The organism is Leisingera sp. McT4-56, assembly GCF_020514995.1.
Taxonomy (GTDB): Bacteria; Pseudomonadota; Alphaproteobacteria; order Rhodobacterales; family Rhodobacteraceae; genus Leisingera; species Leisingera aquaemixtae_A.
On record NZ_JAJALF010000001.1, the window covers coordinates 1 to 25659 of the forward strand.

Genomic DNA, 25659 nt, shown 5'->3' on the forward strand with positions numbered 1-25659 from the left:
GTCAGACCCGGCCGTTTTGAAGGCCTGCCGGCTGGCGGCTCAGCCTTCTGCCTTGTGTGCCTTGGTGGCGGCCTGGACCGCAGCCGACGGCGCCGGGGCCGGCGCTGCAGCCGGGGCGGCTGCCGGAGCGGATTTGCGGCCGCCCGGGTTCAGCGGGTCGTCCTGGCGCTGCACGGAGCCTTCGAAATGGGCGCCGCTTTCGATCGCGATGGTCTTGTGGATGATGTCGCCCTCGACCCGCGCGGTGGAGGTCAGGCGCACCTTGAGGCCGCGCACGCGGCCGACGATGCGGCCGTTGATCACCACGTCATCGGCGGTGATTTCACCCTTGATGGTGGCGGTTTCGCCAACGGTCAGCAGATGCGCGCGGATGTCGCCCTCAACCGTGCCTTCGACCTGGATGTCGCCGGTGGTCTTGACGTTGCCGGTGATGTGCAGGTCCGAGCTCAGCAGCGATGCGGCGGGCTTGGCCTTGGGCATGCTGGAGGTGTAGTCGCTGGCCGCAGGCGCAGCAGCCGGGGCCGCCGCGGGTGCCGGGGTTGCGTCGGCCTGCTTCGGCCCGGGCTCGTTGATTTTGCTCTTAGAAAACATTTCTCGCAGCCTTGATGTAGATCATGGGGTTAACAGCTTGCCCGTTGACCCTGACCTCGTAATGGAGGTGGGTCCCGGTGGACCGTCCGGTGTTACCCATATCAGCAATGTGATCCCCGCGCGAGACCCTTTGGCCCTTGGTCACGCGGATCTTGGAGTTATGGGCGTATCTGGTTTCGATGCCGAAGGCATGGCGGATGGTGACCATCTTGCCGTAGCCGGATTGCCAGCCGGCATGGGTGACGACGCCGTCGGCGGTGGCAAAGATATCGGTGCCGGTGCTGCCGGCGAAATCTGACCCCTTGTGCAGGCGGCGGCCGCCGGTTTTCGGGTCGCGGCGGTAGCCGTAGCCGGAGGTCTGGCGCACGTGGCCGAGGTTCACCGGGGTGGCGAAGGGCGCCTGTTCGGCGGCCAGCCGGTAGAGGTTCAGCTGGTCGAGCTTGGCCAGGATGGCGTTGGCGCGCAGCTCTTCCGGTGCGGGCTCCTCGCCGCGGGTGGACATCGCCAGCGGCTCGAGCGGGCCGCCCTGGCCGTTGTAGCCGCGCCGCACCTGTTCGAGGATGCGGTCGGGCGGCATGCCGGCGCTGCGGAACATCTTGTCGAGCGGGGTTACGGAGACAGCCACCGCTTCCTCCAACTGGCGGAAGATCTGGCTGTTGCGTTCATCCATCAGCTGCAGTTCCAGCTCCAGCTCGTCGCGCTGCTGCAGCGCGCCCCGGGCGTCGGCCAGGACTTGGTCGCGTTCGGTGGCGGTGTCCGCCAGCACGTTTGCCAGCAGGTCCATCTGCGCCTCGGCGCTGGCCATCGCGGCATGGGCGCCGGTGCCGCCGCCGGTCTCTTCCTTGAGCTGCGCCAGCTCGCCGCGGGCGGCGTCGCGCTGGCTCATGGTGTCGCGCAGGGTGGTCTGGATCACCTCGATGCCGGTTTCCAGCTCGCGGCGGCGGGTTTCGGAGGCCAGCAGCTCCGACTGCATCGCCGAGATCTGCGCCAGCGCGGCGTTGAAGCGCTCCTGCGCGGCCAGCGCCTCTTCGGCGCGGGCGTCGCGTTCATCGGAAATCGCGTTCAGCCGTTCGCGGTAGGTCTGCTGGTCGCGCTTGGCCAGCTCGCGGAAATTGCCGGAGCCGATGCTGTCCATCAGCACGATGGCGGTGGCGACGATGGCCCAGGCGGTGAACAGGGTGATGCCGGCCACGGCCACAAGCTGGGTTTCGGAGCGCAGCCGGATGAAACGGGTGTCGGTGTCGGATTTCAGGAACACCCGCCGCTCCGGGAAGCGGCGTTCGAGAAAACTGTGAATTCTGATCGCGAGCCGTGTGCGCAATGTCCGGTCCTTGTCCAGTCTCGTCGTGCAGTCCCGTTGCGCCGCCGCGGGGCGGGTCCGGGACCTTGGCCGAAGTCAATAGACAGGGTGGGCCGGTTGGGCAAGCCTGTTGACCCATTGCAGCGGGCCGCGGCGGTCTGGGGCAGGGGATCGGCGGGAAATTGCCGAGCGGCGCGCGTCGGTTTCTGCGGCCAGGCTCCCGGGGCTGAGGCTTCCGGCAGAGGCCGGGGCCAGACCGGCAGAAGGCGGGAGAGTTGTGCGGCCAGGACGTGGTTGATAGCAAGTTATGGTATTTCCAAGAAAGTACTTCCTATGCCGTCGCTTCCTTCCGTCAGTGAACAGATGCAAAAACCGGATAACTGCCGCACGATTTTCATGTTTGCGCCGGATCTGGGAGATGCGCAGGACTTTCCGGTGACGTTTGAACCGGATGTTTACAGCTACAGCCGAAAACGCGCGGGCTTCAGAACTGATGCCCATCTTTTGGAGCTGCCGGGGACACCTGAGAAAGCGATGGTTTGCCGCCCATCGGACATGAGCGGTTGTCCGGAGCTGTTTGGAAACGTCCGGCTGGCGCGGGACAGCGTGCCTGAATTTCTTCCGGACTGCCTGTCGATTTCGGGCAATCCGGTGATCAGTGCTTCTTTGAAACAGGCAATCCTGGCGGCGGACCCTGATGGTGCGCATCAGTTCATCCCCTGCATGATGTACAACACCAAGGGGCAGCGCATATCGAGCCAGGACTATTTCCACTTTGTCTGCGGCCGCACGGTGTTCCTGCTGGATCAGGACAAACAGTACGGCCAGCTGCGCGGGGATGCCACGCCGTCGTTTCAAAAACGAATGTTCGACTCGCTGGGGCGGGCGCGGTTCCTGTCGCATCTGCCCGTGTGGTGCCATAAGGCCAGCGGCGGGCTGCCAATCTTCTTCTCGCAGGAGGCTTTCGGTCACATCCGGGCGGCAAACCTGCGAGGATTTGGGGAATTCACCAAGTACAATGGGCGGGACAAGCAGCCGGATGGCACACCTGCGGAGACGGTTGCTCATATCTGGGTGGACATGGACGGCTGAGCCGCTGCCAGAGGCGGCTTCAGCTATTCAGCCAGCGGCCTGCAATGCCGGAAGGAGCCGGGTCAGCGCGGCGGTTCCTGCTCCCGTTCCTCCTGTGCTTCGGTCCAGCCGTTTTCCCAGGCCTGGTGGTCGGCGTTGTCGAAGGCATAGGGGTTGGCGGTGAAGGGCAGGCCGTTCAGGCAGGCAAGGTAGCCCTCGTCAAAATGCGCGCCGCGCGGGTCCATGCCGCAGGGCTTGTGGGCGGTGTCGCGCAGATGGGCGGCAAATTCCGGGTAGCGGGCAAGGTCGGTCTGGTCGAGCCCTTCCGGGTGCTGCTCCAGCGCCCGGCGGCCGCGGCGGGTCAGCTGCCAGCCGCCGTCCGGCGCCGGTTCCAGAATGCGGGCGGTCTGCAGATCCGCCAGATGGCCCGCCAGCCGCTCGCGCAGCTCCTCCGGCGGCAGGCCGGGGGTTTCATTGGCTTGCTGGAACAGGGCGGCAAGGGCGGTTTCGCAGCTCTCCAGCGTGACCGGACCGGATCCGGCCTTGTGCATGATCAGGGCAACAAGGCTGGCGGTGCTCAGCAGTGGAAAGTCGTTCTCGAACATGGGGCACCCGTTTTCCGGGACTTCCCAGTCTACGCCGCCAAGGGCCTCAGGTAAAGGCTGCGGGCGTGGCAGAGGCCCGCCGGGTTCACCAGCCCGGCAGCGGCTTCACCTGATCGGCCAGCGGCCAGTAGAAATCCGGCGGCAGGCCGGCGTCGGCGCGCTTTTCCTCGTTGAAGGGCGGCTTCAGCGCGCCGCGGAAATACTTGCGCACCAGCGCGTGGAACTCTTCTTTGGGGTCCAGGTTGCCGCGCCCGCAGAGGAAGTTGAACCATTTTGAGCCATAGGCGACGTGGCTGACTTCCTCGGCATAGATCAGCTCCAGCGCCTCCACCGCCTGGGTCAGGTTTGCCTTGCGGAAGATACCGATCATGCCGGGGGTCACGTCGAGGCCGCGGGCCTCCAGCACCATCGGCACGACAGCGAGGCGGCCCATCAGGTCGTCTGCCGTGTCCTCGGCGGCGCGCCACATGCCGGCATGGGCCGGAAGGGCGCCGTAGTGGCTGCCTAGCGCTTCAAGGCAGTCGCACATCAGGTTGAAATGCTTGGATTCCTCATCTACCGCCTTGACCCAGTCGTCGAAAAATCCGAGCGGCATCGGCACATGGGAAAACCGCGCGATGATGTCCCAGTGCAGGTCGACGGCATTAAGCTCGATATGGGCCACAGCATGAAGGAGCGCGATGCGGCCTGCCTCCGATCCCGGCTTGCGCTTGGGCACGTCGCGCGGGTTCAGGAGTTCCGGCTTTTCCGGCCGGGCCGGATGCATCGGCGGGCTGGCGGTGCCGATGGGGATCTCCGGCGCCTCGCCGTTGCGGCTGGCGAACCACGCAGCGGCATGGCGGCGCGACAGGGCCGTCTTGGCACGGCCGTCGGCGGTGGTCAGCACCTCGGCGGCGCGTGCGGCAAGCGAAAGCGGCTGATCGGTCATGCGGGTCTCCTGTTGCGGCGGGCAGCGGTGCCGGGTTCACCTGATTTAAGCGGCGGAGTCCAGAGCGGAAACCGGGATGCTCCCGCGCCTGCGGGGGATCAGCGGTCTGATCGCCCTGGCTGCCTTGGGTCCGCAGCCGGGCGTTCCGCGCGCTGCGCGCCGCCCCCAAGGGCGGCGCCGGGCCCAACAGCTGCGGCTGCGCCCGTCAGGGCGCGGCCAGGGCGCGGGCAGGGCTGGCGGGAGCGCTTTGGCTACAGGGCGCGGACGGCGTCCAGAACCTCCTGGGCGTGGCCGTCCACCTTCACCTTGCGCCAGACGCGGGCAATGTTGCCATCGGCACCGATCAGGAAAGTGGACCGTTCGATGCCCCAGTGCTTCTTGCCGTACATGCTTTTCTCCTTCCAGACGCCGTAATCCTCGCAAACGGTGCTGTCCGCATCCGACAGGAGCGGCGTTGTCAGCCCGTATTTGGCGGTGAAATTCTCATGCTTCTTGAGGCTGTCCTTGGAAATCCCGAAAACGTGAGCGCCGGCATCGGCGAAGGACTGCAAAGCCTCTGAAAAGGCGATGGATTCTTTGGTGCAGCCGGGGGTATTATCCCGGGGGTAGAAGAACAGCACCACGGGCGCGCCCCGGAGGCTGGACAACGTGACCTCTCCGCCGCCGCCGCGGGGCAGGGTAAAGGAAGGGGCGGGATCTGAAACGTCGAGCATTGGCCTGTCTCCTGTCTGTTGCGCAAATCACTGCGCGGCGACCATAACCCATGAACAGCGAAGGGAAAGCCGAGATCAAACCCGCCGGCGAGAATAACCGCGCCGCCGCCGAGGCGGTGCCTGTGGCCGGGCCGGTGCCCGGGCCGGACACCGATGCCGGAGCCGGGGCCGGGGTGGTGCCGTCCGGGCCGCGGCGGCGGAGCCGCTTGCGGCTGCTGCGCCGTTTGGCCTGGCTGCTGGCGCTGCTGTCGTTTCTGGGCGCGGGCGCGGTCTACTTCGGGATCGGCACCCGGCTGGACGCGCCGGACTGGCTGCGCAGCCGGGTGGAGACCCGCATCGAGCGCCACCTGAACGGGCTGCAGATCGAATTCGGCGCCATCCACCTGGTGGTCAACAGGGGCTGGCGGCCGCGGGTAAGCCTGCGGGACGTGGTGCTGCGGCACCCGGACGGCGCGGTGTTTGCGCAGCTGGCCGATGCCCAGGCCAGCCTGGCGATGCGGCCCTTGCTGCGCGGCCGGATCCAGCCCAAGCAGATCACCCTCAGCGGGCTGTTTGCGGCGCTCCGGCGCAACAAGGACGGCTCATTGGCGCTGAGCTTTGCCAGCGGCGGGCTGCCGGCCCGGCGCGCGGAAAGCCTGGTGCAGCTGATCGAGCAATGGGACAGCCAGCTGGAAAAGCCGGTGCTGGCGGCGCTGACGGGCGTGGAGACCAACGCGCTGACGCTGTCCTATACTGATGACCGGCTGGGCCGCGGCTGGACCCTGGACGGCGGCCGCATCCGGCTGCAGCGCGACGGCGCCGCGGTGTCGCTGTCCGGCGCGTTCTCGGTGCTGAGCGGGCGCGGCGACGTTGGCACGGTGGAGGCCAGCTACCGCTCCGAGATCGGCAGCCCGGAGGCGGAGTTCGGGGTGCTGGTCTCTGACATTGCCAGCGAGGATATTGCGGTGCAGAGCCCGGCGCTTGGCTGGCTCGGGGTGCTGCAGGCGCCGATCTCCGGCTCCCTGCGCGGCGCGGTCGGGGCGGATGGCGCGGTGCTGCCGGTGCAGGCCAGCCTGCGCATCGGCGAGGGGGTGATCCAGCCGGAGGCGCAGACCCGCCCGGTGCCGATCAGCGGCGCACGCAGCTATTTCACCTATGATCCCGCGCGGCAGATGCTGGCGTTCTCCGAGCTGAGCATCGAAAGCGGCTGGGGCTCGGGGGTGATGCAGGGGCAGGCCAGCCTGGCCGGCATCGAGAACGGCCAGCTTACCGGGCTGGCGGGGCAGCTGCGGTTCTCCGATCTGTCGCTGAACCCGCGGCGGATGTTCGAAACCCCGGTCAGGTTTCCCGCGGTGGATGCGGATTTCGATCTGCGGCTGCGGCCCTTCCGGCTGCGGCTGGGCGAGATGCTGGTCCGCGACGGTGAAAGCCGCATTCATTTCGACGGCACCGTCGGGGCCGGTCAGGAAGGCTGGAACTACGATCTGAACGGCAGCGTCGACACGGTCAGCGCGGCGCGGGTCAAGGAGCTGTGGCCTGCGGTGCTGGCGCCCAAGCCGCGGGAATGGGTGCGGGACAACCTGCGGTCCGGGCGGATTCGCGACGTCGGCTTCCACATGCGCGGCCGCGGCCCGGGCAAGCCGTTTGTCAGCCTGGACCTGGGGTTCGACAACGCCGAGGTGCTGTTTCAGAAATTCATGCCGCCGGTGCGCGGCGGAGCCGGGCAGCTGAGCCTTTACGGCACGCGCTTTGTGGTGACGGCGTCGAGGGGCACGGTGCTGCCGGAGCAGGGCGGCGCGGTGGATGTGGCGGGCACCTCCTTCATCATCCCCGACGTGTCGGCCAAGGAAGGCACGCCGGGGATTGCCCGGATCAAGGCGCGCGGCTCTGCCACCGCGGCGCTGTCGCTGCTGAACCGGGAGCCCTTGCAGGTGATGGACAAGGCCGGGCTGCCGGTGGATCTGGCTGCGGGGCTCGTGGAGGCGGAGGGCACGCTGGCGCTGCCGCTGAAGAAAGATGTGCAGGTGGAGGAGATCCAGTACCATTACCGCGGCACGGTGCGGGCGGCGGAGACTGCCAAGCTGGTGCCGGGCCATGTGGCAAAGGCGCCGGTGCTGGCGGTCGAGGGTGATCAGGGCCATGTCCGCATCAGCGGCGACGGCAGCCTGTCGGGGGTGCCGCTGAGCGCCAGCTGGCAGCAGCAGATCGGCAAGGATGCCCCCAAGGACAGCCGCGCCGAGGGCCGCATCGCGCTGACGGCGGAAACGGTGGAGGCCTTCAACATCGGCCTGCCGCGCGGCTCCGTTTCCGGCAAGGGGCAGGGGCGCTATGCGGTGGAACTGGCGCCGGGGGCGCCGCCGCGGCTGGAGCTGGAGTCGGATCTGGCGGGGGTCGGCCTGCGGATCCCGGAAATCGGCTGGCGCAAGGCAGAGGCTGCCAGGGGCAGACTGTCGCTGTCGGCGGTGCTGGGAGAGAGCGCCACTGTGGAACGGCTGGAGCTGGCGGCGCCGGGGCTGGAGGCCAGCGGCCGGGTGGCCACCCGGCCCGGCGGCGGGCTCGATCAGGCGGTGTTTTCGTCCGCGCGGGCGGGTGACTGGTTCCAGGGCGCGGTGACCTTCCGCGGCCGCGGCAACGCCCCGCCGGGGATCGAGGTGACGGGCGGCAGGCTGGATCTGTTCCGGTCGCCGTTTGCCACCGACGGGCCGTCAGGCGGCAGCAGCAGCGGCGGCGGGGCGGTGCCGGTCAGCCTGCGGCTGCAGAACCTGCAGGTCACCGAAAGCATCGGATTGCAGAATTTCCAGGGCCGGTTCTCGACCCAGGGTGGCATGAACGGCGAGTTCACCGGCAGGCTGAACGGCCAGACGCCGGTGGCCGGAACGGTGGTGCCGCATGACGGCGGCACCGCGGCGCGGATCCGGGCCAGCGATGCGGGCGGGGTGTTCCGTTCTGCAGGGATCTTCGAGCACGGGCGCGGCGGCTCGTTCGACATGACACTGATTCCGGCGGGCACGCCGGGCGAGTATGACGGCAAGGTCGCGGTGCGCAACATCCGGGTCCGCAATGCGCCGTCGATGGCGGCAATCCTGAACGCGATCAGCCTGGTCGGCCTGCTCGATGAGATGACCGGACAGGGCATCCTGTTCACCAGCATGGACGGGCGGTTCCGGCTGGGGGCCTCGCATCTGATCCTGCATGAAAGCAGCGCGGTGGGGCCGTCGATGGGGCTGTCGCTGGACGGCAATTACGATCTGCGGTCCAGCCGCCTGGACATGCGCGGGGTGATTTCGCCGGTCTACCTGCTGAACGCCATCGGCCGGGTGCTGTCGCCGCGCGACGGCGAGGGGCTGTTCGGCTTCACCTTCACCCTGCGCGGAACCGCTGCCGACCCCTCTGTCTCCGTCAACCCGCTGGCGGGGCTGGCACCGGGGTTCCTGCGGGAAATCTTCCGCGGGCCGGCGCCGCAGGTTCCGGGCCAGCAGCCCGCGTTCAGCGCCGGCAGCGGGGCGGCAGCGCAGGCGCCGCAGCCGCAGGACCAGGAGCCGCAGGTGCAGGAGCCGCTCAGCGCCGGCAAGTAGCGCTGGCAAAAGATGCAAAACGCCATAGATTTCCCCTGCCGCACATCCTATAGCGCCTGCCATGAAACTGAGTGATTTCGACTTCGACCTGCCCGACGATCTGATTGCCACCCGGCCTGCCAACCCGCGCAGCTCGGCCCGGCTGCTGGTGGCCGCGGGCGGGGATCTGCATGACGGGCAGGTGACCGACCTGGTCCACTGGCTGCAGCCCGGCGACCGGCTGGTTCTGAACGACACCAAGGTGATCCCGGCGCGGCTCAGCGGGCAGCGCCACCGCGACAGCGCCCAAGGACCGGTGTCGGCCAGGATCGAGGCCACCCTGCTGGAGCCGCGTGCCGATGGCAGCTGGGCGGCGCTGCTGAAGCCGCTGAAGAAAATCAAGAGCGGCGAGGAGATCATCTTCTCCGAGGATCTGACCGCCAGGCTGGAAGCCATCGAGGACGGCCAGGGGCATCTGCGCTTCAACCTGAGCGGCACCGATTTCGACGCCGCGCTGGCAGAGGCGGGGGCAATGCCGCTGCCGCCCTATATTGCTGCAAAGCGCGCTGCGGATGAACAGGACAAGACCGACTACCAGACCGTCTGGGCGAAAAATTCGGGCGCGGTGGCGGCGCCGACGGCCTCCCTTCATTTCGATGCGCCGCTGCTGGACGCGCTGAAGGCGCGCGGGGTGGAGATTTCCTATGTCACCCTGCATGTGGGGGCGGGCACCTTCCTGCCGGTCAAGGTGGAGGATGTGACCACCCACCGGATGCATGCGGAATGGGGCAAGGTCAGCGCAGAGGCAGCGTCGGAGATCGCGGCGACCAAGGCGGCCGGCGGGAGGGTGATCCCGGTCGGCACCACGGCGCTGCGGCTGATTGAGAGCGCGGCCAAGGACGGGCAGATCCACGCCTGGGAAGGCGATACCGATATCTTCATCTATCCGGGTTTTGCCTTCCAGGTGGCGGATGCGCTGATGACCAATTTCCACCTGCCGAAATCCACCCTCCTGATGCTGGTTTCGGCGCTGATGGGGCAGGAGGAGATCCGCAGGATCTATGCCCATGCGGTTGAGAACGGCTACCGGTTCTTCTCCTATGGCGATGCGTCGCTTTTGATCCCGGCATAGGCGAATACATCTCAGAAATGCGGCAGGAAATCGTAGACAAGCGCCGCAACTGAAGGCCCCGCGTGCGCGCACCGGGGTCATGAAACTGAAACCGGAATCGGCGATACCGGCCCGGCGGGCTTGATCGCCCGGACATAACAATCAAAGGTGTTGGCAGCCCGTCCCGTTGTGGAGGGCTGCTTTGCTTTCGAAGGAGGCATGAAATGCTGCAGGTGCTGTCGAGCGCATGGGCGCTGCTCTTGGGGGTTTGCTTGCTGATGGTGGGCAACGGCCTGCAGGGCACCATGCTGGGTGTGCGCGGCGAGCTTGAGGGCTTTTCCACCTTCCAGATGTCGATCGTGATGGCGGCCTATTTCGTGGGCTTCCTGGGCGGCTCGCGGCTGGCGCCGGAGATGATCCGCCGGGTCGGCCATGTGCGAGTGTTCGCGGCGCTAGCCTCCTTCATCTCTGCGGTGATGATCCTGTATCCGCTGCTGCCCAACACCGTTGCCTGGGCGCTGGGGCGGATGATCATCGGCTTCTGCTTCTCGGGCGTGTATGTGACCGCCGAAAGCTGGCTGAACAACGCCGCCGACAACACCAACCGCGGCAAGGCGCTGTCGCTCTATATGATCGTGCAGACCATCGGCATCATCGCTGCCCAGATGATGATCCAGATCGGCGACCCGGCCGGTTACGAGGCCTTTATCATCGCGTCGATCCTGGTGTCCGTTTCCTTCGGGCCGATCCTGCTGTCGATCTCGCCCACGCCGGCCTTTGACACCACCAAGCCTATGACCCTGCGCAAGCTGTTTGAAACCTCGCCGCTGGGCTGTGTCGGCATGTTCCTTCTGGGCGGCGTATTCTCGGCCCAGTTCGGCATGAGCGCGGTTTACGGTTCCGCCGCCGGGCTGACCCTGTGGCAGCTGTCGGTGTTTGTCTCCACCTTCTATGTCGGCGCGATGATCCTGCAGTACCCGCTGGGCTGGCTGTCGGACCGCATGGACCGCCGGGTGCTGATCCTGGGTGCCGCGCTGGCGGGCGGCGCCGGAGCGGTCATCGGCTTCCTGTTCGGTGTCGAATTCAAGATGCTGCTGGTCGCGGCCTTTTTCATCGGCGGGTTGTCGAACCCGCTTTACTCGCTGCTGATCGCCTATACCAACGACTACCTGGAGCATGACGACATGGCGGCGGCTTCCGGCGGGCTGATCTTCATCAACGGCCTGGGCGCCATTGCCGGGCCGCTGATCACCGGCTGGCTGATGGAGGATGCGGTGTTCGGCCCGGCGGGCTTCTTCACCTTCATTGGCGCGCTGATGCTTGCGATGGCCGCCTATGCCGCCTACCGCGCGACGCAGCGGGCGTCGATCCCGGTGGGCGAGACCGGCAGCTATGCGGTGATGTCGCCGGCGGTGTCGCCGGTGGCGGTGGAATTCGCCCAGGAATACGCCATCGAAGCCGAGCTGGAAGAGCAAGAAACTGCCCAGGAACCGGGCTGATTGCGCTAACTAGCCAGAATTGTGAGGAATATTTCACCCATTGGGGTTGTCTGTCGCAATTTGTGACCCAAGGTTACTTGTAAAGGTAATGTAAAATGGCCTGAAGATAGGGTCAGGAGAAACTTGGAGTTACGACCGATGGCTGGTCCCAAAGAGATACTTGCATTCTGGCTCGACGAAGTGGGCGAGAAAGGGTGGTATCTGCAGGATGAGGCGCTGGATGAGGAGATCCGCGCGAAGTTCCAAAAGACCTGGGAGGAGGCCTGCGAGGGCAAGTTCTCCTTCTGGCTGACCTACCCGAGCGGCACGCTGGCGTACATCATCCTGATGGACCAGTTCCCGCGCAACATGTTCCGCGGCAACGGCAAGGCATTTGCCTCTGACCGGGCAGCAATGTCGGCCGCCAAGGTGGCAATCAACAGAAACTGGGACTTGAAAATCAACGAGCCTGCGCGGCAGTTCTTCTACCTGCCGCTGATGCATTCGGAAAACCTGTGCGACCAGGAACGTTGCATCCGGCTGATGATGGAGCGGATGCCGGAGACCGGCGGCAGCAACCTGCTGCACGCCCGCGCCCACCGCGAAGTGATCCGCCAGTTCGGCCGCTTCCCCTACCGCAACGAGGCGCTGCACCGCAGCAGCACCGGGCCCGAGATCGACTATGTGACAGCAGGCGGTTACGGTGAGACCGTGCGGCAGATGCAAGCGGCCGGCTGACACCGGCGCAGACAGAAGTTTGAAACGCCGTGCCTGACCCGGGCGCGGCGTTTTCTTTTGCCAAGCGGCAGGGCACGGGCCTGAACGGGCTTGCACCGGATCAGCTGCCGGGTGGCGTGCAGGCCGCGCCGCCGTCCTTCAGCCCCGGCACGGCGCTGATCAGGCGGGCGGCAAGCTCGGCCGCGCCTGCGCGGGCCGCCTCAGCCGCGGCCTGCTGCGGCAGGCCGCGCATCTCCGACAGGCTGTCCTGGATCTGCGCCAGACGGTGCTCCAGCTGTTCCAGCCGGGCAGCGGGTGCGGTGCCTGTTCCATCCTGAAGGGCCGCGCGGAGGCTGGCCGTTTCTTCCTGCAGTCCGGCCACAGCGGTGCGCAGCGGCGTCACACGGTCCGCGATGGCCCCCGCATTGGCAGTGACGCCCCCGGCGGCGTCCATCAGCTTCCACCCCAGGAACAGGCAGACCGCCAGCAGGATCAGTGTGGCGTTCAGGAGGGCCTTGGCGAGGTCGATCAGGGTTTTTGTCATGCGGGTCCTGTCCTGCGCGGTGGATTGCGGATGGGTTCCGGCCTATGCTGGCCCGGAAGTGCCCGCGCTGCCAAGCGGAAACCTGCCGGAAAACGCATGGCCGCTATGCCGCAGCAGAGGATTATTGCAGTGCGGAAAAATATAGTTTAACGGTAAACTAGTTTTTGGAACCTGTTCGAGGGCGAGGGAGCACCATGGCCGCACAATCTTATGACGTGATCGTAATCGGCGCAGGCCCGGGGGGCTATGTTGCGGCCATCCGTGCCGCGCAACTGGGTCTGAAGACCTGTGTGGTCGAGCGCGAGCATCTGGGCGGCATCTGCCTGAACTGGGGCTGCATTCCGACCAAGGCGCTGCTGCGGTCGTCGGAAGTGTTCCACCTGATGGAGCGCGCCAAGGATTTCGGCCTGAAGGCTGAAAACATCGGCTATGACCTGGACGCGGTGGTGAAACGCTCGCGCGGGGTGGCGAAACAGCTGTCCTCCGGCATCGGCCACCTGATGAAGAAGAACAAGATCACCGTGGTGATGGGCGAAGCCTCGATCCCGGCCAAGGGCAAAGTTTCGGTCAAGACCGAAAAGGGCACCGAGGAGCTGACCGCCAAGAATATCGTTCTGGCCACCGGCGCCCGCGCCCGCGAGCTGCCGGGGTTGGAAGCGGACGGCGATCTGGTCTGGACCTACAAGCACGCGCTGCAGCCGGTGCGGATGCCGAAAAAGCTGCTGGTGATCGGCTCCGGCGCCATCGGCATCGAATTTGCCAGCTTCTACAACACGCTGGGTGCTGACACCACGGTGGTTGAGGTGATGGACCGGGTGCTGCCGGTCGAGGACGCGGAAATCTCCGCCTTTGCCAAGAAGGCCTTTGTCAAACAGGGCATGAAGATCATGGAGAAAGCCATGGTCAAGCAGCTGGACCGCGGCAAGGGCAAGGTGACGGCCCATATCGAAGTGGGCGGCAAGGTGGAGAAACAGGAGTTCGACACCGTGATTTCCGCCGTGGGGATCGTCGGCAACGTCGAGGGCCTGGGGCTGGAAGAGCTGGGCGTCAAGGTCGACCGCACCCATGTGATCACTGACGAATTCTGCCGCACCGGCGTCGATGGCCTCTATGCCATCGGCGACATCGCCGGCGCGCCCTGGCTGGCGCACAAGGCGTCCCACGAGGGCGTCATGGTGGCCGAACTGATCGCGGGCAAGCACGCGCACCCGGTGAAGCCGGAGAGCATTGCCGGCTGCACCTACTGCCAGCCGCAGGTCGCCTCCGTCGGCTATACCGAGGCCAAGGCCAAGGAACTGGGCTACGAGATCAAGGTCGGCCGCTTCCCCTTCATCGGCAACGGCAAGGCGATTGCGCTGGGTGAGGCCGAGGGCATGGTGAAAACCGTCTTCGACGCCAAGACCGGCGAGCTGCTGGGCGCCCACATGGTTGGCGCCGAGGTGACCGAGATGATCCAGGGCTATGTGGTGGGCCGCCAGCTGGAGACCACCGAGGAAGACCTGATGAACACCGTCTTCCCGCATCCGACGCTGAGCGAGATGATGCATGAATCGGTGCTCGACGCCTACGGCCGGGTGATCCATATGTAAGCAGCCCCGGCAAAGCCGGAGTTTGGAAAGGCGGCCTGTAACGGACCGCCTTTTTTGCGCGCCGAACCGGCGGCGGGGCGCGGACCGGGCTGCGGGATGTGCTATTAGTTCACGCTGCGCTCTGGCCTCCCGGCACGCGCCGGGGTAACCAGAGGCAGAACAAGAACACTCAGAGGCAGCGGTCATGATGGCATCCGGTAAAACCCGCTGGGGCGCGATCCTGGCGGTCTGGGCTGCCGGCCTTGGCGCGGCGGCGCAATACGGCAAGGTTTCGGTTGTCTTTGAACAGCTTGGCGCACTTTACCCCGAGGCCGGCGCGGCGCTGAGCCTGAGTGTGTCGATGACCGGCGTGCTGGGCATCGTGATGGGCGCGGTGGCCGGGCTGTTTGTCTCTGCCTTCGGCTACCGGCGCGCGCTGGTCTGGGCGCTGTGGACCGGCGCCGCGATGTCGGCGCTGCAGGTGCTGCATCTGCCCTACGGGCTGTTCCTGGTTACCCGCGTGGCGGAAGGCCTGTCGCATCTGGGCATCGTGGTGGCCGGCCCGACGCTGATGGCGCTTTTGGCCAGTGACCGCCAGCGGGGCACGGCGCTGACGGTATGGAGCACGTTTTTTGGCGTTGCCTTTGCGCTGCTCAATTGGCTGGGCCTGCCGCTGGTGGCGTCCCGCGGGTTGCTGGCGCTGTTTGCCGCTCATGCGGTGCTGATGGCGGCGCTGGCGGTGCTGCTGCACTGGGCGATGCGGGACCTGCCGGTGCCGCCGCGCCAGCCGATGCCGCAGCTGGCCAACCTGCCGGCGCTGCATCTGCACATCTACCGCTCGCCGTTCAAGCTGGCGCCGGCCGCGGGCTGGCTGTTCTATACCACCTGCTTTGTGGCGCTGCTGACGGTGCTGCCGCCGCATGTGCCGGAGGGGCAGCGGGCCTTTGTGATGGGGGCGTTTCCGCTGATCTCCATCGCCTCGTCGATGGTGATCGGTGTGGCCCTGCTGCGGGTGATGCCGGCGGTGCAGCTGATCCAGCTGGGGTTTGCGCTTTGCGCCGCGGCGAGCCTGTGGCTGTGGGCAATGCCGGGGGACTGGCTGGCCTGCTTTGCGCTGGCCGCAGCCTTTGGCCTGGTGCAGAGCGGCAGCTTTGCCTCGGTGCCGCAGTTGAATACCACCGCGGCGGACCAGGCCGAGTCGAACGGCGCCATGTCGCAGGCAGGCAATGCCGGCAATGTGATCGGCACGCCGCTGCTGCTGGGCTCGCTGGGGGTGGCGGGCTACGGCGGCATGATGCTGGTGGTCTGCGTGCTGTTCCTGGCGGGCATTCTGGTGCACCAGCTTCTGGCCACGCGGCGGAGGGCCTGGGCCTAGGCGCCGCTCCCGCCTGTCACCGGCCCCTTTGGGGACCGTCTTCCGTTGGGCCGGGCGCCGCGCGGAGCGCGGCGGGGGGGGAATCGCGCCGGATTTCGGGCAGACAAACACGCGTTTTCCGCCTGCTGCCAGCTGCTGTCAGCAAACTTCATCCTGTTCGCGCAATGTTCTCATTTTGCCCTTGGCGTTTTCCACAGCATTCCCTATCTGTAGGGCGGGCGTCCGCCAAGGGTTCGGCGGCGCGGGTACGGGGGCATTATGGCTGAGCTGAAATCCATCGAAGTGCGCGGCGCGCGCGAGCACAATCTGAAGAGCATCGACGTGGATATTCCGCGCGATGAACTGGTGGTGATCACCGGCCTTTCGGGTTCGGGCAAGTCCTCGCTGGCGTTCGATACCATCTATGCCGAGGGCCAGCGCCGCTATGTAGAATCTCTCAGCGCCTATGCGCGCCAGTTCCTCGACATGATGGAAAAACCGGATGTGGACCATATCAGCGGTCTTTCCCCGGCAATCTCGATTGAGCAGAAGACCACCTCGAAGAACCCGCGTTCCACCGTTGGCACGGTGACGGAGATCTATGACTATCTGCGCCTTTTGTTTGCCCGCGCCGGCACGCCCTATTCCCCGGCCACCGGGCTGCCGATCGAGGCGCAGCAGGTGCAGGACATGGTCGACCGGATCATGGAGATGGAGGAGGGCACCCGCGGTTACCTGCTGGCGCCGATCGTCCGCGACCGCAAGGGCGAGTACAAGAAGGAATTCCTGGAGCTTCGCAAGCAGGGCTTCCAGCGGGTGAAGGTGGACGGCGCGTTCTATGAGTTGGACGAGCCGCCGGTGCTGGACAAGAAGTTCCGCCATGACATCGACGTGGTGGTCGACCGTCTGGTGGTGCGCGAGGGCATGGAGACGCGGCTGGCCGACAGCTTGCGCACCGCGCTGGACCTCGCCGACGGCATTGCCATTCTGGAAACCGCGCCCAAGGAGGGCGAGCCGGAGCGGATCACCTTCAGCGAAAATTTTGCCTGCCCGGTCAGCGGCTTCACCATCCCTGAGATCGAGCCGCGGCTGTTTTCCTTCAACGCGCCGTTCGGGGCCTGTCCGGAATGCGACGGGCTGGGGGTTGAACTGTTCTTTGACGAACGCCTGGTGGTGCCGGACCAGAGCCTGAAGGTTTATGACGGCGCGCTGGCGCCCTGGCGCAAAGGCAAGTCGCCCTACTTCCTTCAGACCATCGAAGCCATCGCGCGGCACTACGAGTTCGACAAGAACACCGTCTGGAAGGACCTGCCTGAGAAGGTGCAGAAGGTGTTCCTGTATGGGTCCGGCGAAGAAGAAATCATGTTCCGCTATGACGAGGGCGGGCGGGTCTACCAAGTGGAGCGCACATTCGAGGGCGTCATTCCGAACATGGAGCGGCGTTACCGCGAGACCGATTCCAACTGGATCCGCGAGGAGTTCGAGCGCTACCAGAACAACCGCCATTGCCATCACTGCGAGGGCTACCGGCTGCGCGACGAGGCGCTGGCGGTGAAGATTGCCGGCGTGCATGTGGGCCAGGTGGTGCAGCTGTCGATCCGTGAGGCGCTGGCCTGGATCGAGGATGTGCCGAACCACCTGAGCCAGCAGAAGCAGGAGATTGCCCGCGCCATCGTCAAGGAGATCCGCGAGCGTCTTGGCTTCCTGAATAACGTGGGTCTTGAATACCTTACGCTGTCCCGGTCCTCCGGAACCCTGTCCGGCGGCGAAAGCCAGCGGATCCGTCTGGCGAGCCAGATCGGCTCCGGCCTGACCGGGGTTCTTTACGTTCTGGACGAGCCGTCGATCGGGTTGCACCAGCGCGACAACGATCGGCTGATCGGCACCCTGAAGAACCTGCGCGACCAGGGCAACACGGTGATCGTGGTGGAGCATGACGAGGACATGATCCGTCAGGCGGATTATGTCTTTGATATCGGCCCCGGCGCCGGGGTGCATGGCGGCGAAGTGGTGAGCCACGGCACGCCGCAGATGATTGCCTCTGATGCGGGTTCGATCACCGGCCAGTATCTCGCAGGTACGCGGGAAATCGCAGTGCCCACGAAGCGGCGCAAGGGCAACAAGAAGAAGATCAAGGTGGTCAAGGCCACCGGCAACAACCTGAAAGAGGTGACGGCCGAATTCCCGCTGGGCAAGTTCGTCTGCGTGACCGGCGTGTCCGGCGGCGGCAAGTCGACGCTGACCATCGAGACGCTGTTCAAGACCGCCTCGATGCGCCTGAACGGCGCGCGCCAGACGCCTGCGCCGTGCGAGAGCATCAAGGGGCTGGAGCATCTGGACAAGGTGATCGACATCGACCAGCGCCCGATCGGGCGCACGCCGCGGTCGAACCCGGCAACCTACACCGGCGCCTTCACCCCGATCCGCGACTGGTTTGCCGGACTGCCGGAGGCCAAGGCGCGCGGCTACAAGCCCGGACGGTTCTCCTTTAACGTCAAGGGCGGCCGCTGCGAGGCCTGCCAGGGCGACGGCGTCATCAAGATCGAGATGCATTTCCTGCCCGACGTCTATGTGACCTGCGAGACCTGTAAAGGCGCGCGCTACAACCGCGAGACGCTGGAGATCAAGTTCAAGGGCAAGAGCATTGCCGACGTGCTGGACATGACGGTGGAGGACGCACAGCAGTTCTTTTCCGCAGTGCCGGCGATCCGTGACAAGATGGACGCCCTGATGCGGGTGGGCCTGGGCTATATCAAGGTTGGCCAGCAGGCGACGACGCTGTCGGGCGGCGAGGCGCAGCGGGTGAAACTATCCAAGGAGCTGTCGAAACGCTCCACCGGGCGGACGCTGTATATTCTGGATGAGCCGACCACCGGCCTGCATTTCGAGGACGTGAAGAAGCTCTTGGAAGTGCTGCACGAACTGGTGGAGCAGGGCAACTCGGTGGTGGTGATCGAGCACAATCTGGATGTGGTCAAGACCGCCGACTGGATCATCGACATCGGCCCGGAGGGCGGCGACGGCGGCGGCGAGATTGTTGCGGCCGGCACGCCGGAAGCGGTGGCCGATGAGCCGCGCAGCCATACCGGGCGCTATCTGAAGGACATTCTGGCGGCGCGGAAGGTGGCGGCGGAATAAGGGTAGCGTTTGAGGTGGGAGGGGCGCTGCCCCTCTTGGCCTTTGGCCAATTCACCCCGGAGTATTTCTGCAAAGGTGAACAGGGGGCGGGTGCGCCCCCTTTTCTTATGCGGTTTGCGCGGCGGCGGGGCGGGCCAGCATCAGCGGCGCCAGAAACAGCAGCAGGAAAGGCGTGTTCATTACCACGTTGAACCAAGCACCGGCAGCAAGGGAGCCGAGGCTGTCGAGGATGTACCAGGCGAGCAGCGCCGGAATCAGAAGGCGGCGGCCAAGGGCCGGATCGGTGCTGTAGACATGGTCTGCCACCAGATAGATCAGAACGCAGAAGCCGCACATCAGCCCGCCGCTGATGGCGGTCATCAGCGCGGCCGGCCCGGGGGTGAGCGCCTGGGCGCCGTCCACGGGCAGGAAGGCAAGGTCGATGAACAGGCCAAGTGCCGCGCCCAGCGGCGTGGCCAGTGCCAGCACCATCGCGAGGCCGAAGGCGGCGGAGAGGATCGAGACGGTCTTGAGCATGCGGGTTGCGGCGGCGTGGGTCATTGGAAGGCTCCTGTGTTGTGCCGCCTGCAGGATGCGGCGGGGCAGGGAGGTATAACAATTACCTGGGAGGTAAGTGAATTTCCGGGTGTATCGGCCTAAGCTGCGCAAAATGGAGGCACAGCATGGCAGAAGCATTTGGCGCGGTTCTGAAGAAATGGCGCGGGCTGCGGCGGATGAGCCAGATGCAGCTGGCGCTGGAGGCCGGGGTCTCAGCCCGGCACCTGTCGTTTCTGGAAAGCGGCCGCTCTCATCCCAGCCGCGGCATGGTGCTGCGGCTCAGTGATGAACTGCAGCTGCCAGGGGCGGCCCGCAACCAGCTGCTGACGGCTGCAGGGCTTGCGCCGGCCTACGTGAGCCGGGCGCTGGACGATGCGGAGCTGGCGCCGCTCCGGCAGGCGGCAGAGCGGATGCTGGAGCGCCACGCGCCCTATCCTGCGATGATGATCGACCGGCACTGGCAGCTGCTGGAGGTGAACCAGGCGGCGCAACTGATGCTGGGCGCCGCCGGTGTCACCAAGGGCAGCAGCCTGATCGATGCGCTGCTGGACAATGCAGCGCTGCGCGCGGCGCTGGACAATCTGGAGGAAGTGGAACGGCACAGCCTGGCGCGGCTGCGCACCGAGCTTGCGCATTTCGGCGCCGATCCAGTGCTGGAGCGGGCAGTGGCACGGCTGCAGGAGCATGCAGCGGGGCACGCGGCGGTGCCGGAGGCCGCGCTGCCGGCGGTGATCCCGGCGCGCTACCGGATGGGCGGGCAGGTGCTGTCGTTCTTCTCGACCATCACCCAGTTCGGCGGCACCGGCGATCTGATGATGTCCGAGCTCAGGATCGAGATGCTGTTTCCGGCGGATGAGGAGACGCGGCAGGTGATGGAGGCGATGGCCCGGTCCTGACCGCCCGCCGCGCAAGGCGTCAGTACGGCAGGTCGCCTGCCGCGCCGATCAGGCGCAGAACCTTCTGGGTTTCCCGGTTCACCTGATAGACGTAGCCGCCGGCCTGGACATAGCTGCCGTAGGGGTCGGGTGCCCATTGGCCCGGCTGGCCGATCCAGGTGTAGTCGTCCAGGATGTGATCGCCGCGGCGGTAGAATTTCTTGGTCACGCCGGGCGGTACACAATGGGAGGCTTTCACCGCCAGCCCCTGGGGGCATTGCAGGCGCGCCTCTTCATTGCCGCCATTGCCCGCAGCCAGCGGAATCGCCAGCGCGCAAGCCGCGGCAAGAACGGTGAACGGAACAAGGTGACGGCGTACCATTTACAGGGAATCCTTTTTTCGCTGCTCTTCACATAACGGGCTGTACGCCAAATCCAAGAGAGCGGAAAAAGTGCGGCGGCGGGCCGCCAGTTGCGGTTCAGGCAGCGGCAAGAACCCGCGCTTCGAAGCTGCGCAGGGCGCGGCGGGCGGCATTGCCGTAGCCGCGGCCGGTTTCGGCGCAAATTTCCGGGAATAATTCGCGGATTTCCGCCTGTGTGCCGGCGTCAAAGCCGGCCGCGGTTTCCGGACCGGGCTGGTAGCTTTCGCTGAGGGCGCCGTCGGCCCAGAGAATCTGGTGGCTGCCGAACAGCAGGTGGAAGTATTCGGCCTCTGCCAGGTCCAGCGCCGGGCGGATGGTCATGTCATTGACCAGGTCCTTTGCCTTGACCAGCACTTCGTCCTCGCCGAACAACAGCTCCGCCTGGAAGCCGGAGACCAGCATCCGGTGCTGCGGCGAGACCAGGAGGTCGCGGCTGTTGCCGCAGCTGCCGGCGGCAAAGCGGACCGGGGCGGTGTCCGGGGTGCAGACGGTGCGGCGGGAGCCAATCCATTGCAGCACCTGCGGGCCGTTGTCGTAGGTCATCACCTCCATGCCGGGGCGCAGGTCCTCGACCGGGACTTCGCCGCCGGGCACCCGGATCATCGTGCCGCGCAGGAAACAGGGCACGGTCTGGGTGATTTCCACCAGACCGGTGTCGGAGTTCCCCTCGCCGTTGTCTGCGGTGTAGTTGAAGTAGACGGTTTCCAGGTCTCCGTCGGTGACAACGGTCAGGGTGCCGTCGGCGTTCAGGGTGATCTGCTGGCCTGTTGTCAGTGTGACGGTATCGCCGGCCGAAACGGCCTGGTCGTTGATGTGGGTGATGGTCAGCGTGCCGGCGGTGGTGCTGTCATTTTCAAGGACATCAATCACCCGGGTCTTGTTTACGGCGATGTCTTCCTGGTCGTCCTGGGCGACGACCGCAGTTTGAACAGACCCGCCGGCGATCAGCAGGTTGCTGTCATAGCTGCTGTCAGCAGTATCTGCGATGCCGATCTTGAGGGTGTTCACCTCGCCCGCGTTCACCGGGGCGACAAAGGTCAGGGTGATGGTGAAGCCATCCATCTCCGTGTTGTACTGGTCGCCAGTATTGTCCACGTAGATGTTTTCGGTGCCGTCATTGATGTTGCCGATCGAGGCTGTGCCGTCGCCGATCGACACCTGAGCTTCGACCCCGTTCACCCAGACACCGACCACGTCGTTGTACTGGGAGTTGGCGAATTCGGGGTATTCCTCGGACGACAGCACGAAGTCGATGGTCATGGTGTCGCCATCGGGGATGAACTCGATTTCGAGGAACGAGGCGTCGTAGGTGTTAGCGCCTGCCAGCGCGTCGAAATCGGTGTCCCGGTTCACACCGCTTGTATTGGTGCTGGTGTTTCCGCGGACATTGGTATTTGAGGATCCGTCGCTGTTGGTGAAATCGCGGGCGTATCCGGTTGACAGGATGACACCGGAATCCGCGGGCGCCACGCCGGGAGTGGTGGTGTCGGCACCGGTGTAGATGCCGGAGGACAGGTTGTCGCCGCTGTAGGTCGCGCTGGTGACGGTGACGCCATCGCCAAAGATCTCCTCCGCCATCTGGGTGGCGGTGGCGGTGGTGTCGATGTTCAGTTCGGTTGCGGTGGCCATTCCGGCAGCCCTGAGAGTATTTATTAAAATGTTATCGTTCGCCCTACCAAATGACCCTGAACCTTGACGGAAATGTGGCGGGCAGGCGCCAAAATCCGGGAGATTGCCGGAAGCTTCACGGTATTCTTCTGAAAGGGCCGCAGATGAAAAAAACCGGCCCGTTGCAGGGCCGGCTGATTGTTGAAAGGGGGGTCTGGCTCCAGAGGCGCAGAAGCGCCTGTCAGCCTTCGCGGCTGCGTTTTTCGAAACGGGGCAGCATGGCAGAGAAATCCTTGCCCTTGCCGTCTTCCTCCTCGACGAACTTCTTGTAAAGCGCCATTGCCAGTTCGCCCATCGGGGTGTCGGCATCGGCGCTCTCAGCCGCCTGCTGGCTGAGGCCCAGGTCCTTGAGCATCAGCTCCGCCGCAAAGCCGGGCTGGTAGTTGTTGTCGGCGGGCGATTGCGGGCCGACGCCGGGGGCCGGGCAATAGGCGTTCATGGTCCAGCTGTAGCCGGAGGAGGTGGAGACCACGTCGAACATCTTCTGCCGGTCCAGGCCCAGCTTGTCGGCCAGGGCAAAGGCCTCGCAGGTGGCGATCATGGTGACGCCGAGGATCATGTTGTTGCAGATCTTGGCGGCCTGGCCGGCGCCGGCTCCGCCGCAATGCACGGCCTTCTGACCCATGATATCAAACAGCGGTTCCGCCGCTGCAAACGCCTCAGCCGAGCCGCCGGCCATGAAGGTGAGCGTGCCGCCGGCAGCGCCGCCGATGCCGCCGGAGACCGGCGCGTCGACGGAGAGGAGGCCTGCGGCCTCGGCCTGTTCCGCGACCGCGCGGGCGGAGTCCACATCGACAGTGGAGCAGTCGATCAGCGCGGCGCCCTTGGCCATGGCCGGGATCACCTCTGCCGCGACAAGGCGCAGGATGGCGCCATTGGGCAGCATGGTGATCACCGCATCGGCGCCTGCCGCGGCTTCCGCGCCGGAGGCCGCCATTTTGACGCCTTCGATGCTGACATCAGCCATGTCGAAACCGGTGACCTCATGGCCGGCCTTGGCCAGGTTGGCGGCCATCGGCCCGCCCATGTTGCCCAGCCCGATAAATCCGATCTTCATGCGAGTTCCTCCTCAAATGTCAGCGCATCGGCGCCGAGCGGCGCCAGCAAGTCGTCAACCGCCTGTGCCGGCACCGGCTGGCCTGCATATTGCCATTGCGGATTGCGGTCTTTGTCAATGATCTGGGCCCGGATGCCCTCCAGGAAATCGCTCTTTTCCATGGCCCGGAAGGTGTAGCGGTATTCCAGGTCCAGCGCCCGGCGGATGGCGGGGCCATCGGCGCGCAGGCGGCGCAGCATCTCCAGCGTGCAAGCCATTGACAACGGCGAGTTGCGCTTCAGCGATTTTAGCGCAGCAGCGGCAAATTCGCTGTCATCCGCTTCAAGCCCTGCAAGGATGTCTTCCAGGCTGTCCTTGCCGAAATGCCTGGCGGTGTCTTCGTGGACCGTGCGCAGCTTGCCTTCCGGCGCGGGATTGGCGGCGTCCTCCACCAGCTTGGCGCTGCCGGTCTCCTCCAGCGCGGCGATCAGCGCGGGCCAGCCCTCCTGCGGGATGAAATAATCGGCAAAGCCTGCAAGGATGGCATCGTCGGCTCCCATCCGCGCGGCCGTCATGCCGAGGTATTCGCCCAGGCGATCCGGCGCCAGCGCCAGCATCAGCGAGCCTCCCACATCCGGCACCAGGCCGATGCCGACTTCCGGCATGGCGATCTGGCTGCTTTCGCCGACCACACGGTGGGTTCCGTGGCAGCCGATTCCGACGCCGCCGCCCATGGTGAAGCCCTGCATGAAGCTGATCACCGGCTTCTTGTATTCGAAGATCCGCGCGTTCAGCCGGTACTCGTCGCGCCAGAAGGTGCGGCCATAGGAATAGTCGCCCTTGGTGCCGGTGTCATAAAGCTCGGCAATGTCGCCGCCCGCGCAAAAGGCCTTGTCGCCCTCGGCGTCGATCACCACCAGCTTGACGGTGTCATCGCCGGCCCATTCGCGCATGGCGGCGTCGATCGCCATGCACATGCCGTAGCTCATCGCGTTCAGCGCCTTGGGACGGGTGAAGGTGATGCGGCCGGCGTGGCCGGACTTGCGGATATGGATATCACTCATCGGGCGTGCTCCATCAATATTTGCGCCGCGTGCAGTCTGCCGATTGCAGGTTACTCCGCAATCAGCTGGCGCGCGACAATCAGGCGCATGATCTCGTTGGTGCCTTCCAGGATCTGGTGCACCCGCAGGTCGCGCACGATCTTCTCGACGCCGTAGTCGGCCAGGTAGCCGTAGCCGCCGTGCAGCTGCAGGCAGCCGTTGGCCACGTCAAAGGCGGTGTCGGTGACCATCAGCTTGGCCATGGCGCAGAACTTGGTGGCGTCATGGGCGCCGGTGTCCAGCTTCCACGCGGCCTGGCGCAGGAAGGTGCGGGCGGCCTGCAGGCGGGTTTCATATTCCGCCAGCCGGAACTGCAGCGCCTGGAACTGGTTGATGGATTTGCCGAAGGCCTTGCGCTCGGACATGTATTGAACGGTCTGGTTCAGCGCCGCCTGGGCGCCGCCCAGAGCACCTGCGGAGATATTCAGGCGGCCGCCGTCGAGGCCCGCCATCGCGTAGGAAAAGCCCTTGCCCTCCTCGCCGATCAGGTTGTCCGAAGGGATCGCGCAATCGTCGAACTGTACCTGCGAGGTGGGCTGCGCCTTCCAGCCCATCTTATCCTCCAGCGCGCCGAAGGAGAGGCCCGGGTTGCCATCCTCGACCACCACGGTGGAGATCCCCTTGGGGCCGTCCTCGCCGGTGCGGCACATCACGACATAGGCGTCGGAGTAGGAGCCGCCGGAGATGAACGCCTTGGTTCCGTTCAGGATGTAGCCCTCATTGCTGCGCTCGGCGCGGGTTTTCAGCGCCGCGGCGTCGGAGCCGGAGCCGGGTTCGGTCAGGCAGTAGGAGAAGATCTTCTCCATGGTGCAAAGCGCTGGCAGCCATTTCTGCTTGGTCTCCTTGGAGCCGAACTTGTCGATCATGCCGCCGCACATGTTGTGGATCGACAGGAAGGAGCCGACGGCGGGGTCGGCCATGGCCAGCGCTTCGAAGACCAGCGTGGCGTCCAGGCGCGTGAGGCCGGAACCGCCGTATTCCTCTGACACGTAAAGCCCGCCAAAGCCGAGCTCTGCCAGTTGCGGCCACAGGGATTTGGGGATGGTGCCTGCCTTTTCCCATTCGCGGGAATGCGGTGCGATGTTTTCCTGGCCGAATGCATGGGCCATATCGAAAATGGCCTGCTGTTCCTCTGTCAGTGCGAAATCCATGCGCAGCTCCTCCCGTCGCTCAGATGAATTGAACAGTTGTTTATTTAATAGCGGCCGGCGGACGCTGAGGCAAGCTGCGCAAATGCAAAGCCGCCGTGCAGCAATGCCGCGCCGGATGCCGGGCCAGCGCGGCAGCGGGGTGAGGGAAATCTTAAGAAAATTCGCCGAGTGTCGGGGGCAAAGACCCAATACGCAGGCAAAGCCTGGCGGAAGCAT

General features: G+C 65.6%; 21 protein-coding genes. 9 read left to right on the plus strand and 12 right to left on the minus strand.

Annotated features, from left to right (window positions below):
* Positions 1 to 39: 39 nt before the first annotated feature.
* Positions 40 to 591, minus strand: a complete 552-nt coding sequence (locus LHL23_RS00005) for a bactofilin family protein (protein WP_222475903.1) — start codon at positions 589 to 591, stop codon at positions 40 to 42.
* On the minus strand, positions 581 to 1912 hold the full coding sequence (locus LHL23_RS00010; protein ID WP_226428334.1) for a M23 family metallopeptidase: 1332 nt from the start codon (positions 1910 to 1912) through the stop codon (positions 581 to 583). Before LHL23_RS00010 ends, LHL23_RS00005 begins: the two co-directional genes overlap by 11 nt.
* Before the next feature lie 96 nt (positions 1913 to 2008).
* On the opposite strand from LHL23_RS00010, the gene LHL23_RS00015 reads away from it, so the two are divergent.
* A complete protein-coding gene (locus LHL23_RS00015; RefSeq protein WP_226428335.1) occupies positions 2009 to 2983 on the plus strand; it encodes an imm11 family protein in 975 nt (324 codons plus the stop codon).
* Positions 2984 to 3045: 62 nt separating this feature from the next.
* On the opposite strand, the gene LHL23_RS00020 is transcribed toward LHL23_RS00015, so the two are convergent.
* The 3 genes from LHL23_RS00020 to LHL23_RS00030 all read right to left on the minus strand — a co-directional run bounded on the left by LHL23_RS00020 (position 3046) and on the right by LHL23_RS00030 (position 5208).
* The gene (locus LHL23_RS00020) at positions 3046 to 3567 is read right to left on the minus strand and encodes a ribosome modulation factor (RefSeq protein ID WP_226428336.1); all 522 of its coding nucleotides are present in this window, start codon (positions 3565 to 3567) and stop codon (positions 3046 to 3048) included.
* Positions 3568 to 3652: 85 nt separating this feature from the next.
* The gene (locus LHL23_RS00025; protein ID WP_226428337.1) at positions 3653 to 4495 is read right to left on the minus strand and encodes a ferritin-like domain-containing protein; all 843 of its coding nucleotides are present in this window, start codon (positions 4493 to 4495) and stop codon (positions 3653 to 3655) included.
* Positions 4496 to 4746: 251 nt separating this feature from the next.
* On the minus strand, positions 4747 to 5208 hold the full coding sequence (locus LHL23_RS00030; protein ID WP_226428338.1) for a peroxiredoxin: 462 nt from the start codon (positions 5206 to 5208) through the stop codon (positions 4747 to 4749).
* Between the two features lie 50 nt (positions 5209 to 5258).
* Between LHL23_RS00030 and LHL23_RS00035 the strand changes: the two genes are divergently transcribed.
* The 4 genes from LHL23_RS00035 to LHL23_RS00050 all read left to right on the plus strand — a co-directional run bounded on the left by LHL23_RS00035 (position 5259) and on the right by LHL23_RS00050 (position 12068).
* Positions 5259 to 8762, plus strand: coding sequence for a YhdP family protein (locus LHL23_RS00035; protein ID WP_226428339.1), 3504 nt, complete (start codon positions 5259 to 5261; stop codon positions 8760 to 8762).
* Positions 8763 to 8823: 61 nt separating this feature from the next.
* Complete coding sequence (queA, locus tag LHL23_RS00040) at positions 8824 to 9873, plus strand: tRNA preQ1(34) S-adenosylmethionine ribosyltransferase-isomerase QueA (protein ID WP_226428340.1); 1050 nt, start codon at positions 8824 to 8826, stop codon at positions 9871 to 9873.
* 203 nt (positions 9874 to 10076) lie between these two features.
* The gene (locus LHL23_RS00045) at positions 10077 to 11351 is read left to right on the plus strand and encodes an MFS transporter (RefSeq protein WP_222475891.1); all 1275 of its coding nucleotides are present in this window, start codon (positions 10077 to 10079) and stop codon (positions 11349 to 11351) included.
* Between the two features lie 138 nt (positions 11352 to 11489).
* On the plus strand, positions 11490 to 12068 hold the full coding sequence (locus LHL23_RS00050) for a DUF924 family protein (protein ID WP_222475890.1): 579 nt from the start codon (positions 11490 to 11492) through the stop codon (positions 12066 to 12068).
* A 100-nt stretch (positions 12069 to 12168) separates the two neighbouring features.
* Here the strand turns inward: LHL23_RS00050 and LHL23_RS00055 are convergent, their stop codons facing one another.
* Positions 12169 to 12591 (minus strand): hypothetical protein, encoded by a 423-nt coding sequence (locus LHL23_RS00055; RefSeq protein WP_226428341.1) that lies wholly within the window; start codon positions 12589 to 12591, stop codon positions 12169 to 12171.
* Between the two features lie 194 nt (positions 12592 to 12785).
* Between LHL23_RS00055 and lpdA the strand changes: the two genes are divergently transcribed.
* The 3 genes from lpdA (at position 12786) to uvrA (ending at position 18651) form a co-directional block, all read left to right on the plus strand.
* A complete protein-coding gene (lpdA, locus tag LHL23_RS00060) occupies positions 12786 to 14180 on the plus strand; it encodes a dihydrolipoyl dehydrogenase (RefSeq protein WP_226428342.1) in 1395 nt (464 codons plus the stop codon).
* A gap of 184 nt (positions 14181 to 14364) precedes the next feature.
* Positions 14365 to 15534 (plus strand): MFS transporter, encoded by a 1170-nt coding sequence (locus LHL23_RS00065; protein ID WP_226428343.1) that lies wholly within the window; start codon positions 14365 to 14367, stop codon positions 15532 to 15534.
* A gap of 258 nt (positions 15535 to 15792) precedes the next feature.
* Positions 15793 to 18651, plus strand: a complete 2859-nt coding sequence (gene uvrA, locus LHL23_RS00070) for an excinuclease ABC subunit UvrA (protein WP_226428344.1) — start codon at positions 15793 to 15795, stop codon at positions 18649 to 18651.
* 105 nt (positions 18652 to 18756) lie between these two features.
* Here uvrA and LHL23_RS00075 read toward each other — a convergent pair whose 3' ends face one another.
* A complete protein-coding gene (locus tag LHL23_RS00075) occupies positions 18757 to 19191 on the minus strand; it encodes an excinuclease ABC subunit A (RefSeq protein WP_226428345.1) in 435 nt (144 codons plus the stop codon).
* Between the two features lie 122 nt (positions 19192 to 19313).
* Between LHL23_RS00075 and LHL23_RS00080 the strand changes: the two genes are divergently transcribed.
* Positions 19314 to 20084 (plus strand): helix-turn-helix domain-containing protein, encoded by a 771-nt coding sequence (locus tag LHL23_RS00080; protein WP_226428346.1) that lies wholly within the window; start codon positions 19314 to 19316, stop codon positions 20082 to 20084.
* A 19-nt stretch (positions 20085 to 20103) separates the two neighbouring features.
* Here LHL23_RS00080 and LHL23_RS00085 read toward each other — a convergent pair whose 3' ends face one another.
* The 5 genes from LHL23_RS00085 to LHL23_RS00105 form a co-directional block, all read right to left on the minus strand.
* Positions 20104 to 20445 carry a hypothetical protein gene (locus LHL23_RS00085; protein ID WP_226428347.1) on the minus strand — a complete coding sequence of 114 codons (342 nt, stop codon included), beginning with the start codon at positions 20443 to 20445 and terminating at the stop codon, positions 20104 to 20106.
* Positions 20446 to 20542: 97 nt separating this feature from the next.
* Positions 20543 to 22114, minus strand: coding sequence for a choice-of-anchor L domain-containing protein (locus LHL23_RS00090; RefSeq protein WP_226428348.1), 1572 nt, complete (start codon positions 22112 to 22114; stop codon positions 20543 to 20545).
* Between the two features lie 220 nt (positions 22115 to 22334).
* Positions 22335 to 23210, minus strand: coding sequence for a 3-hydroxyisobutyrate dehydrogenase (gene mmsB / locus LHL23_RS00095; protein ID WP_226428349.1), 876 nt, complete (start codon positions 23208 to 23210; stop codon positions 22335 to 22337).
* Positions 23207 to 24253, minus strand: coding sequence for an enoyl-CoA hydratase/isomerase family protein (locus LHL23_RS00100; protein ID WP_226428350.1), 1047 nt, complete (start codon positions 24251 to 24253; stop codon positions 23207 to 23209). Before LHL23_RS00100 ends, mmsB begins: the two co-directional genes overlap by 4 nt.
* Before the next feature lie 50 nt (positions 24254 to 24303).
* Positions 24304 to 25443, minus strand: coding sequence for an acyl-CoA dehydrogenase family protein (locus tag LHL23_RS00105; RefSeq protein WP_226428351.1), 1140 nt, complete (start codon positions 25441 to 25443; stop codon positions 24304 to 24306).
* Positions 25444 to 25659: the final 216 nt, after the last annotated feature.